This is a genomic window from Novosphingobium sp., from assembly GCF_027486195.1.
GTDB lineage: Bacteria > Pseudomonadota > Alphaproteobacteria > Sphingomonadales > Sphingomonadaceae > Novosphingobium.
In genome coordinates this window covers 1-12185 of record NZ_JAIXPP010000061.1, presented here as the reverse complement: position 1 = coordinate 12185, position 12185 = coordinate 1, and the positions used below count along the sequence as shown (strand labels likewise).

Genomic DNA, 12185 nt, shown 5'->3' with positions numbered 1-12185 from the left:
GGCATCGCGAATTCGCGAAGCGGCACGCGGCCTTCGCTCTTGAGGCCGACGTCGATGACGGCCTTGTCGTTTTCGATGGCGGTGACGGTGCCCTTGACGACCCGGCCTTCAAAGCCGCCGTTTGCGGCGCCGCCGAGGGTTTCGTCGAGCATCGCGGCGAAATCGTCGCGCGTGGGATGAGATGCCATTGCTGGTAGTCCTGTTATCGCTGTTTCCGGCCAGGCGGTTGTCTCCGCCGGTCTTTCACCGAGCTTCCGCACCATGCGGACCCGGGGCAAGGGGCCGAACCATCTGCCGGGCCGAATGCCATGGCAGATATCCACACCGGAGCGATGCCCCGGTACGGACGTGCGGCCCCTATGTCAGGAACGGGGAAAAAGCAAGCTGAACTGCGCCCTTTCAGGCTGCTATGGCACGGGGCCGCGCGGCGGCGGTGCGGGCGGACGTCCGGAACCGGGAAACCGCCGTAGCCAGCTCGCCCGCTTCGTCCGCCAGTGAGCGGGCGGCGGCGGCGGTCTGCTCGACCATGGCGGCGTTGCGCTGGGTCATCGTGTCCATGCCCGAGACGGTCGCGCTGACCTGATCGAGACTGGTGGACTGGTCCTGCGTGGCGAGCGCAATCTCGCCCATCAGCCGGGCGAGGTGCCCGACGCGCCCGACCATGGCATTGAGTGCTTCGCCGGTGCGGCCAACGAGCGAGACGCCGCCGGCAACCTCGCGCGAGCTGGTGGCGATGAGCGCGCGGATTTCGCTCGCGGCATCGGCGCTGCGCTGGGCAAGCGCGCGCACTTCGGTGGCAACGACGGCGAAACCCTTGCCGGCATCCCCGGCGCGCGCGGCTTCGACCCCGGCGTTTAGAGCGAGCAGATTGGTCTGGAAAGCGATCGAATCGATGAGATTGACGATCCGTCCGATTTCCTGTGACGAGCGTTCGATGGCGCTCATCGCCGCCATCGCCTCGCTGACGAGCATGCCGCCGGCCTCGGCATCCTGCGTGGTCATGCCGATCTCGGACTCGACCTCGCGGGTGCGTTCGGCGGTCGCGGAAACGAGGGTGGCCACTTGCTGCATCGCCGCGCTCGATTCCTCCACGCTGGCGGCCTGGTTCTGGTTGCGGTTGGCCAGATCGCTGGAAGCGCTGCGGATTTCTGCGGCACCGGTGCTGACGCTGCTGGCCGTACCGCCGACGCGGGCCAGCACGCTGTCGAGCCGTTCGGCAGCAGCGTTGTAGGCACCGCGTAGTTCTTCGTACTCGGCGGGGAAGGGGGGCTCGATGCGGTGGACGAGATTGCCTTCGGCGAGCTGGTCGAGTGCTGTTCCCATGCGCGTGACGACGATGGCCTGCTTCTCGGCATCCTCGCGCTGCGCGCTGGCGGCACGGCGGAACACTTCGATTGCGCGGGTCATATCGCCGATCTCGTCGGCGCGGTGATCAGTGCGCCGGCCTGTTTCGAGATCGCCGGCGGCCATCGCGGACATGACCTCTGCTGTTTCCGAAAGCGGATCGAGGACGTGGCGGCTGAGCAGGCGGATAGCGGTGAAAATGAGCGCGACCGTGCCGGCGCCGGCCAGCGCCATCACCACGAGCAAGGCAGAGACGGTCGTCGTGCTGGTCGATACGAGCGCATTGCGTGCAGCCATCGCGTGCTCGGTGAGGAGCAGGATCGCGCTGCGTTCGCGCGCGAAGATCGCATCGAGCCGCTGCTTGCTGGCCTCTGCCTCCGCCGCATCGCTACGCCCGAGTGCAGGCAGCAGCACGGTGTTCACTTCCTGCCAGAACGCATCCGCTTCCTGTGCCACTGACGTGCGCAGCTCACCTGCCAGCGCCGGATCGACATCGTCTGCCGTCCAGTGCGCAAGGCTGGCGCGGTACTGCTTTTCGAGCTCGGCAAGGTCGGCGCGGTTCTGCGCGAGGTGTGCCGGATCATCGATTGCCTGCCGCGCCTTGAGCGCTGGTTCGACGATGTAGAGCGGCGGAGGCAGGAATTCGGCTGTGAAGCCGGTCACGCTGTCGATGCGGTTCTGCACCGTGCCGCCGACCCGGATGTGCTGCACCGCAAGGCCGATCAGCAGGAGTAGCACAGTCACTGTTCCGGCCAGTGCCAAGCCGCTGCGGCGACTCTGGATTCGGATGGACATGACTACGATACTCCCCTGCATTTTGCTGCCGGGCGACGTTTTTCCGGGCAGTGTGGGGAGGACATAACGCCGTCAGGCAAACCAAAGGCTTGCACGGATTCGAAGGTACTTTGCCTAGCCTCGCAAAGCGTGATGTTAACGATTGCAGGGCCGCATCCTGCCCAAAGAGGCAGGATTCACGATCCGGCAAGAATCGCCGGATCGCCTGCGCCCCTTGATCAGGCGAATTTTGTCCGCAGGGCAAGGAGGGCAAGGGCTGCCTTGGCCGCTTCACCGCCCTTGTCCTTCTGCGCCGGATCGGCGCGGACGAGTGCCTGCGCTTCGTTTTCGACGGTGAGAATGCCGTTGCCCACCGCAAGGCCGTCCATCGTCAGCGCCATCACGCCGCGCGCACTTTCGCCCGCGACGATTTCGAAGTGATAGGTTTCGCCCCGGATCACCACGCCGATCGCGACAAAGCCGTCATATTGACCGGACGTATCTGCCAACACGATCGCGCCGGGGATTTCCAGCGCGCCGGGGACGGTGATCACCTCGACCTTGTGGCCTTCAGCCTCGAGCGCAGCACGCGCGCCTGCCACCAGCATGTCGTTGAGGTGATCGTAGAAGCGGGCTTCGACGATAAGGAACTTTGCCATGCGCGCTTACTCCGCGGTGATCGGCTGTTCGCCGACGATGTTGAGGCCATAGCCTTCGATGGCGACGATGTTGCGATGCGAATTGGTCAGCAGGATCATGTCGTGGATGCCGAGATCCGCGAGGATCTGCGCGCCGATGCCGTAGCTGCGCAAGTCCATATCGCCGGTGCGGCCCGCGATCTCGGCCTGGAGATGCTCGCTGCCGCCGGGCATGAGCAGCACGATCACGCCCGCGCCGGCCTTGCCGATCTCGCTCATCGCGCGCTGCAGGCTGCGCTTGCGGGGCCCTGGCTGGCCGAGCACGTCGGAGAGGATCGAAATGCCGTGCATGCGCACGAGTGTCGGCACATCGGCGCGGACGGCGCCCTTCTGCAGCACGAGGTGGACGACGCCGTCGATCTTGTTGCGATAGGTGCGGATCGTCCAGTCGCCGCCGTAGTCCGAATGGAACGGCTGCTGATCGACGCATTCGACGAGATGGTCATGGCGGCGGCGATACTCGATGAGATCGCGGATCGTGCCCATCTTGAGGCCGTGGCGCCGCGCGAAGGGGACGAGATCGTCCATCCGCGCCATCGTGCCATCGTCTTTCATGATCTCGCAGATCACGCCCGAAGGATTGAGCCCGGCAAGGCGCGAGATATCGACCGCCGCTTCAGTATGGCCGGCGCGCACCAGCACGCCGCCATCGCGGGCGATCAGCGGGAAGACGTGGCCGGGGGTGACGATATCGTCCTTCGTCTTGGAGGCATCGATGGCAACCGCCACGGTGCGGGCGCGGTCGGCCGCAGAAATGCCGGTCGTCACGCCCTCGCGCGCCTCGACCGAGACGGTGAAGGCGGTTTCGTGGCGCGTGCCGTTGTTGCGGCTCATCAGTTCGAGGCCGAGCTGTTCGGTGCGGGTGCGGGTGAGGGTGAGGCAGATCAGGCCACGGCCGTGCGTAGCCATGAAGTTGATCGCGTCAGGTGTCGCCATCTGCGCCGGGATCACGAGATCGCCCTCGTTTTCGCGGTCCTCGTCGTCCACCAGAATGAACATGCGCCCGTTGCGCGCCTCGTCGATGATTTCCTCGATGGGCACGAGCGCGGGGGTGTCGTCGCTCTCGCTCAAGACGCGTTCGAGCTTGGCGAGCGTATCGGCGGTGGGATTCCAGCCGGGCAGGCCCGCATCGCGCAGGGTGTTGGCATGGAGCCCCGCCGCGCGGGCGAGGCCGGAGCGGGACATTCCGCCCTCGATGACGAGGTGGCGGATGCGGTCGATGAGTTCGCTGGACATGCAGCGCATATCTCACATCACAATGTGATATGCAAGAAGGCGCATCACATCACGATGCGATTTTGCGAAGTTGATTCGCGATTCCAACCATTTCCGCCGGCAGAGGGTTGCTGTCAGGTCACACCTTGGTGCAGCCTGCCGCTACGGAATGGGCAAAATTTAATTGAGCGGTTGACAACGCCAGTGTTCCGCTATGTTCTGTAGGCAGAAGGTCGACCCTCAAAAATGATGGGCGCCCGCTGAAGAGAGAGGATATTGATATGAGGGGCAAACTTACCCTGCTCGCAGGTGTGTGCGCAGCAGCCGTAGCAACGCCGTCGTTCGCGCAGAACGCGCAGAGCGCAGCCAGCGGCGATACCGGCCCGGGTGTTCAGGAAATCATCGTTACCGCACAGCGCCAGTCGCAGCGCCTGCAGACGGTGCCGATCGCGATCAGCGCGTTCACCAAGGAAAACCTCGACAGGCAGCAGATCCGCAACCCGCTCGATCTGCAACTTTCGCTGCCCAATATCACCTTCACCAAGACAAACTTCACCACGTCGAGCTTCACGATCCGCGGCATCGGTGACCTTTGCACCGGCGTGACCTGCGACAGCGCGACCGCGATTCACATCAACGATGCGCCGCTTTTCGCGACCCGCCTGTTCGAAGGCGAATTCTACGATCTGCAGCAGGTCGAAGTTCTGCGTGGTCCGCAGGGCACCCTGTTCGGCCGCAACGCGACCTCGGGCGTGGTCAATTTCCGCACTGCCAAGCCTGACCTCAACGGCTTCAGCGCCTCGGGCGATGCGGAATACGGCAACTACAACTCGATCCGCGTGCGCGGCATGATCAACGTGCCGCTGAGCGAGACGCTCGCGGTGCGCGCAGCCGGCTTCTACCTGAAGCGCGACGGCTACACCAAGAACCTCTTCGACAACTCCAAGATCGATGATCGCGATATCTACGGGTTCCGCGGCTCGCTGACATGGCAGCCGTCCTCTTCGACCACGATCGACCTCATGGGCCAGTACTTCCGCGAGAAGGACAGCCGCATGCGCATCCAGAAGCAGTACTGCCAGGAGGATCCGACCGGTATCCTGGGCTGCCTCAACACCACGCGCGGCACCAGCACCACCAACGGCAATGCGCTGCTCGCCAACGTGCTGACCTCGAGGGAATTCTTCGCGATCCGCGGCCTGCCGACCGCCTTCGCGCTGGGCAGCATCTATGGCCCGCAGGTCTATCGCAACGAGGTGAACCCGGCTGATCCGCGCGTCGTCAACACCGATTTCAAGCCCAGCTACTTCACCGAGGAAACCATCCTCCAGGGCGTCCTCAAGCAGGACATTGGTGAGAAGTTCAGCCTGCGCGTTGAAGGCAACTACCAGAACGTCAAGGTCGATTCGCAGCAGGACTACAACAACGCCGTTGCCGATCGTTCGGGCTTCACGCCGGGCCTCAGCGCCCTTGCTGCGGCAGGTGCAGGCCTGCTCGGGCCTGGCCTCAAGAGCTACCTTGGCCCGATTGCCAATGCGCTGATCCCGCAAGGCCCGGGTGGAGCACTCTGCACCTCGATTGGCGAGCCGACCGGCACCGGCGTCTTCGGCGGACACAGCGTCTGCGCCTCGACCCCGCTCGACTTCGACCGTTCGGTCCAGAACAACAAGAGCTGGACGGCGGAAGCGGTTCTGAACTCGAAGTTCGACGGTCCGTTCAACTTCCTGCTCGGCGGCATCTACGGAAAGTACACCCTGACCGAGAACAGCTACTATGTGAACTCATTCGGGCTTGACTACTTCGCTGGCGTGGTGGGCGCGTTCTCGGCGCTTGGCGCCGGTGCGCCGCCGGCCTACCTCGCCACGCCGACCTATCGGAACAACACGCCTGATTACAGGCTGACGACCTATGGCATCTTCGGTGAAGCTTATTGGAAGTTCAACGACAAGGTGAAGCTGACCCTCGGTCTGCGCTACAACAACGACAAGAAGTCGGTGAAGGCGCGCACGACTCTGTTCAACTTCCTCGCGCCGGTGGGCATTGCCAATGCCTATGATTCGCCGTTCCTCGCCGCCAGCTACGATGCGGACTCGGCCATCGCCGGCAACCAGCCGTTCCAGGTGCGCAACGTGAAGTTCGGCGAATTCACCGGCCGCGCGGTGCTCGACTTCCAGATCTCGCCGGACAACCTGGTCTATGCCTCGTATTCGCGCGGCTACAAGTCGGGTGGTATCAACCCGCCGCTGTCGCCGATCTTCGCGGTTCCGGAAAGCTTCACGCCTGAATTCGTGAACTCGTTCGAAATCGGTTCGAAGAACACCTTCGCCAACGGCGCGCTGCAGCTAAACCTCACCGGGTTCTACTACCAGTACAAGGGTCTGCAGCTCACGCGCATCGTCGCCCGTACCTCGGTCAACGACAACGTGAGCGCCAACATCTGGGGTGTGGAAGCCGAAGCGATCATCCGCCCGGTCCGCCAGCTGACGATCAACATGAACTTCAGCTACCTCAACACCAAGGTGTCGGAAGACAAGTTCCTCTCGAACCCGCGTGACTTCGGCAATGGCCGCAAGGATGCGGTGATCATCAAGGACATCACCAACACCGCGAACTGCGCTGTCGGTTCGAACTCGGGCAACGTCGCAGGCGTGAATGCTTTCGTGAACACGGCCAACACGCTGATCAACAGCGGGGCGATCCCCGGCGTTGCTGGTGGTGCCGGTCTTCAGGGCACGACGGCGTTCCCGGCTGGCGGCGGCATTGCATCGACCGGTGCCTACTCGATCTGCGCCGTGCTCAGCGCGCTCGCTCCGACGCTTGGCAATGCGCCCGGCATCGGCGGCGTGACGGTCTACTCGTCGGGTATCGCCACCAATATCCGTGGCAACAAGCTGCCCGGCGCGCCGAACGTGAAGTTCTCGGCCGGCGTGCAGTATGCTGCGCCGATCGGCAACCTGACGCTGACGCCGCGTTTCGACCTCAACTTCACCGGCAATTCGGATGGCACGATCTTCAACGGGGTGGTCGACAAGGTTCCGTCGTTCACCCAGCTGAATGCCCAGCTCCAGCTCGATGGTCCGGACAAGAAGTGGTTCATCCGCGGCTTTATCCAGAACATCACCAACGACAACTCGGTGACCGGTCTCTACGTGACCGACCAGTCCTCGGGTAACTTCACCAACGTCTTTACGTTGGAACCGCGCCGCTACGGCATCGCCGCCGGCTTCAAGTTCTGATCGTTCGGGGGGAACCGGCCCGGCGCCTGCAAAGGTGCCAGCCGGTCTGAGGCGGGCGCCGGGGGGTAACCTCCGGCGCCTTGCTTTTTGCCCGCTGCGCGCGCCACACTGCAGCGGAACGGGATACTGCGAGGGGGAACGGCAGGATGCGGACCGAACGGATGTGGGGTATGGGTGCGGCGCTGGCGCTGGTGCTGGTGCTTTCAGGCAAGGTCGAAGCCAAGGGCGTCATTCCGGCCGATCTGGTGATCCTCAACGGCAAGATCGTGACGGTGGACAGCCGGAGCCGCGTGGTCCGCGCGGTGGCGGTGCGGGGCAGCCGCATTGTCGCGGTCGGCGATGTTCGTCGCTATCGCGGGCGCGGGACGCGCGTGATCGACCTCAAGGGGCGCACGATGCTGCCCGGCTTCATCGATGCCCATTCGCATGTTGGCGGCATGGCGGAAGTGGAAGCACATACCGTCGATATCCAGGTGCCGCCGCTTAAGGACGGTGCGGCGGTGATCGCACGGCTGAAGGAGAAGGCAGCCCATCTGCCGCCGGGGGCCTGGCTGATCGGCAACGGCACCTACAACCAGCCGATGCCCACGCGTCAGGCGCTCGATGCCGCCTTCCCGGAACATCCGGTGGACCTGCGCTGGAGCGCACATGATCACCTGATCAACCACAAGGCTGCCCAGATCATGGGGCTGGATCGCAGCTTCCCCGATCCCCCGGCCGGCTCTGCCGCGCGCTTCGAGCGGACGGCGGATGGCGAGATCGCGATCATCCGCGATGCCGAGGTGCCCTGGCCGAAGGACATGATCCCCGCCTTCACTGCGCCCGAACGCAAGGAGGCAGTCCGCGCCATCCTCGATGACTTCTACCTGAAGCGCGGCGTGACGATGGTCTCGGACATGTCGGACATCCCGAGCTATACCGCGATGGCCGAGCTAAGGGCTGAAGGGCGCCTGCCGACGCGTGTGCGCATGAACTTCCTGATCGGGCCGCTGATGCACGCCGGGATCACGGTCGCTTCCTCGAAGGTGCCCGATCCGGTCGGGCGGATCGAGGCGATGGGCTACACGCCGGGCGGGGGCACCGAATGGCTCAAGGTTGGAGCGATCAAGTTCATTCAGGACGGCGTCTGGGGCACGACCTCGGCGGTCTACCGGCCGCACTGGAAGGGTTCGGCCACCACGTGGAAGCCGGACAATGTGGGAGGTGTGACCTATGGGCAGGACGAGCTCAATACGCTGGTCGGCGATGCCTATCGGCGCGGCTGGCAAGTGCAGATTCACGCCAATGGCGACCGGTCGCAGGACATGGTGCTTGATGCCTATGAAGCGGCGCAGGCGCGCTGGCCGCGTGCCGATGCGCGCCTGCGGATCGAGCATTTCGCGCACTTCCTCAGCCTCGATCCGCAGCGCACCGAGCGGCGGCTGCAACGCATGGTGGCGGACCACGTGATCCCCTCGATGCAGGTCGCGTTTCTCTGGCGGCTCGATGCGACCAATGCCGCCGAGCCTGATGTCGCGTTCTTTCCGCTGAAGATGCTGATCGCGAAGGGCATGCATCCGGCGGGCGGGGTCGATACGATCGGGACGCAGAACTTCGCCACCAACCCGTTCTTCTCGATCGCACGGGCGGTGAACCGCGACAGCAAGTACGGGACGATCGTCCAGCCGGGCGAAGCGATTCCCGTGATGGACGCGATCCGTATGTTCACGATCTGGAGCGCGGAGGCGAACTTCCTCGAAAAGGACATGGGATCCATCGAAGTGGGCAAGCTGGCCGATTTCGTGGTGGTGGATGCCGATCCGCTGACGATCCCGAAGGCGAGGATCGGCGCGTTGAACGTCGACATGACGATCATGGACGGCAAGATCGCCTATCAGCGCTCGCGCCTGCGATAACGCCCAAGGGGCGGATTTAGGGGGTCCCGAACCTGCGCATCACCGATCAGCGGTTAGTCCGTCCAGCATTCCATCAGCGGCAGGCTGTCTCCCGCCTGTTCGATCAGGCGGAAACGGTAGCCATGCGGCGAGAGGGCGCGTTGCACGGCATCGGTGGTCATCTTGCCGCCGACAGGGTGCACCTCCACGATGATCCGCGGTTTGAAGCGCACGAAAAAGGCGCCGTCGGTGAAGATCACGCCTTCGCCGCCTTCGATGTCGCACTTGATAAAGTCGATGCGATCAAGGCTGAACCGATCGGCAATGTCCGACAGCGTGAACGAGGGGACAAGGTTGGCCGCGCCGACGCGGTTGCCGACAATCTCGACGGCAGACGAACCCATGTTGCCTTCGCTGGAGAAGCTGATCCCGTTGCCGTGGGTCCAAACCGCGCCTTCAAGCAACTCGATCTTGCGGCCGGTCCGCTCCCGATACATCTCGAAGTTTTCGCGGATGGCGGCGATATTGCCGTCATCGGCATCGACGGCGATCACGCGTCCGTTGGTCCCGCACAGTTCGCGGAACATGATCGAAGTGAGGCCTGAATAGGCGCCGAGGTCCAACGCAACCGAACCCTCCGATAGATTGGCAAAGCCCAGATACTGCTCGGTCGTGGCGGTCGGCTCCGCCAGCGAAGGGAAGCGGATCGGGTGGAGATCAAACCCTTTGACCTGGTGCAGATTGGGCTTGGAATAATCGATCAGGCCGGCTTCGCACGCTTCGACGGCTTCAGAGAAATAATCAAAGTTTCCAATCACATCCTGCAGATAGATAGCATGGCCCTTGGAAATGCGTATGCGACTATGCACATTGAAGACATCAATGCTCTGATCGCCATACTCAACCTTGAGGCCCTTGGACTTGGCCTTGTTGACGATTTTGTAAGGCTGAACGACGGAAGTGTAGAGCTGGGTCGCGACTATATTCAAGGTATCGCTCTTGCGAATGATGCCTTTCAAGGATTCGCCCAGACCCACACTGTTCTCCACGATCTCAAGAAGTTTGGTCTTGCCCGGGCAAGACTGAGCCACATTCCTGAACCCTTAAGGTTAACAAACTATGCAAACAAGAAACCGGCAGGAGAGATGCAGCGGTTTTCGAAGCAATTCCTTCCGCATCGGCAATGGCCGGCGGCGGCCCATGCCAAGGAGCGCACAAGGTCGGCTCCCGGGGCTGGCTGTTGCGGGCGTTCAGGCCGGGCCGGGATGGGTCAGATAGCCGAGTACGGCGGTCGCCACCCGTTGTTCCAGCAGAGCAATGTCCGCTTCGCCGCGCCGGTTGGCTGAAAGCGCCATGCCCTCCACAATTCCGAGGACATCCCGCGCCGCAGTCACGCAATCGCAGCGGGCATGATCGGCGCGGTTATGCTCGAGCAGGCGGGTGATCGTCTCGGCCATGCGTTCTCCGGCGGAAACGAACGCTTCATCCTTGCGCATACGCGCCTCATGATACGAAAGAATCCGCCCCAGCTGCGGCCGGGCATAGATGATCCCGAACGCGAGGTGGATCAGCGTGCGCGCCTGCTCTTCGAAAGCCAGGCCGGCCATGCCGGCGCTCGCCTGTTCCAGTTCGTCTGCCGTGGCAAGTTCTGTGCTGCGCGCAAGTTCGGCAAGGATGGCGTCCTTGCTGCCGAAATACTGATAGAGTGAGCCCACGCTGATGCCGGCGAGCGCGGCGATTGCGTTGGTGTTGGCGGCTTCGAGTCCCTGTTCCTCGAGAATGCGAGCAGCCGCTTCTAGGATGACCGCCACGGTATTTTGCGCGCGCGCCTGCTTGGGGCGTTTGCGCGGATTCGGGGCGGTTTGCCGGGCGGGGGAAGGGGAGGGTGCGGGCATGGAAAATGCGAGTCCAGTTTTGCGAGCAATCCATCATAATGAGCGCAGACCGACGAGCAAGCCCGGGAGTATCCGCCGCCTCACGGCAGCCGGACTCTCCGCCAAGGAAGGACGAAGCGATGATCCCTGCGGACTATATTGGCCTGCGCCCCGATCTGCCAGTCTACAGCCCCGCTCGGCCGGCGCCGCGCCAGCGCCCGATTGCCGCGCTGCGCCACTTTGCCGATGTCGCGCGGGACAAGGACGATACCGCTGCCGTCTTCCGCGTGTTCGATGCTTTGCCTTGGACGGGGCTGCGTGATTGCGCCGAGCGCTTTGCCACTGATGAGCGCCTGCGCCGCATCCGCGCCGAAGAGCCCTGGTTGCCCGCAATCCTCGATGATCACGAACGGTTGCGGCGCATGCCGCTCGGCTCGCTCGCCCATGCTTATTGCGATTTCATGGAGCGCGAGAACCTTTCGGCCCAAGGGCTGGTCGAGGAATACGAGAAATTCGCCGAGCCGGGCCTTCGCCACGATGACCTGGCCGAATGGACCCAGGACCGCACGCGCGACACGCACGATCTGCTGCACGTGCTGACAGGCTATGGACGCGATGCGCTGGGCGAGGCCTGCGTGCTGGCGTTTACCTATGGGCAGGAGCCTTCGCTGGGCAATCTGTTCATCGCCTATCCGGTCGGGCTGACCATCCTGACCGGCGGCGGCTGGGGCGCGCCAGTGCTGCGTGCGATCCATGAAGGGCAGCGGCTCGGCCGCAATTGCAAGCACTTGATCGAGGAATCCGTGCTTGAACTCCTCCCCTTGCGCGTGTCCGAAGTGCGCCAGCGCCTCGGGATCGGGGATACCGTGCTCTACAACCGGTGCCACCAGATCTGGCGTTCGCGGAACATCGATCCCTATACGCTGATGGCGGGCGGGGCTGCGGCCTGAGGCCAAGGTGGAGGCCAAGGTTTGGGCGATATCCAGATAGTTTCAAAAAAAATGCAAAAACCGTTTGACGACTCACAAGCTCGTCCGTATCTGACCGGCCTCCGGCAGGGAGATGCGGTTTTGCTTCTTCTTCCACCGGTCGCCAACATAGACGGACGCCATGTCCCCCGGTAGGAAAATCGGGGATCGATGGTTGTCCGCCAAATTGTGTCTGGTGGCT

General features: G+C 63.4%; 9 protein-coding genes. 3 read left to right on the top strand and 6 right to left on the bottom strand.

The genetic code is table 11. From position 1 onward, the window contains the following. The 4 genes from Q0071_RS12155 to ribB all read right to left on the bottom strand — a co-directional run. The coding region (locus Q0071_RS12155; RefSeq protein ID WP_298169460.1) for a S1 RNA-binding domain-containing protein at window positions 1-188 on the bottom strand (188 nt) is incomplete at its 3' end. A 211-nt stretch (window positions 189-399) separates the two neighbouring features. Then, window positions 400-2139: a HAMP domain-containing methyl-accepting chemotaxis protein gene (locus tag Q0071_RS12150; protein ID WP_298169457.1), complete on the bottom strand. Its 1740-nt coding sequence runs from the start codon at window positions 2137-2139 to the stop codon at window positions 400-402. 218 nt (window positions 2140-2357) lie between these two features. After that, window positions 2358-2777 (bottom strand): 6,7-dimethyl-8-ribityllumazine synthase, encoded by a 420-nt coding sequence (ribH, locus tag Q0071_RS12145; RefSeq protein ID WP_298169454.1) that lies wholly within the window; start codon window positions 2775-2777, stop codon window positions 2358-2360. Window positions 2778-2783: 6 nt separating this feature from the next. Further along, window positions 2784-4052, bottom strand: coding sequence for a 3,4-dihydroxy-2-butanone-4-phosphate synthase (ribB, locus tag Q0071_RS12140; protein ID WP_298169451.1), 1269 nt, complete (start codon window positions 4050-4052; stop codon window positions 2784-2786). 260 nt (window positions 4053-4312) lie between these two features. On the opposite strand from ribB, the gene Q0071_RS12135 reads away from it, so the two are divergent. After that, the gene (locus tag Q0071_RS12135) at window positions 4313-7267 is read left to right on the top strand and encodes a TonB-dependent receptor (protein WP_298169448.1); all 2955 of its coding nucleotides are present in this window, start codon (window positions 4313-4315) and stop codon (window positions 7265-7267) included. A 146-nt stretch (window positions 7268-7413) separates the two neighbouring features. Continuing rightward, complete coding sequence (locus Q0071_RS12130; RefSeq protein ID WP_298169445.1) at window positions 7414-9162, top strand: amidohydrolase; 1749 nt, start codon at window positions 7414-7416, stop codon at window positions 9160-9162. A 53-nt stretch (window positions 9163-9215) separates the two neighbouring features. Here the strand turns inward: Q0071_RS12130 and Q0071_RS12125 are convergent, their stop codons facing one another. Both Q0071_RS12125 and Q0071_RS12120 read right to left on the bottom strand, forming a co-directional pair. After that, window positions 9216-10160, bottom strand: a complete 945-nt coding sequence (locus tag Q0071_RS12125) for an FkbM family methyltransferase (protein WP_298169442.1) — start codon at window positions 10158-10160, stop codon at window positions 9216-9218. A gap of 231 nt (window positions 10161-10391) precedes the next feature. After that, window positions 10392-10952, bottom strand: coding sequence for a TetR/AcrR family transcriptional regulator (locus Q0071_RS12120; protein ID WP_298169440.1), 561 nt, complete (start codon window positions 10950-10952; stop codon window positions 10392-10394). 203 nt (window positions 10953-11155) lie between these two features. Between Q0071_RS12120 and Q0071_RS12115 the strand changes: the two genes are divergently transcribed. After that, the gene (locus tag Q0071_RS12115; RefSeq protein ID WP_298169438.1) at window positions 11156-11965 is read left to right on the top strand and encodes a Coq4 family protein; all 810 of its coding nucleotides are present in this window, start codon (window positions 11156-11158) and stop codon (window positions 11963-11965) included. Window positions 11966-12185: the final 220 nt, after the last annotated feature.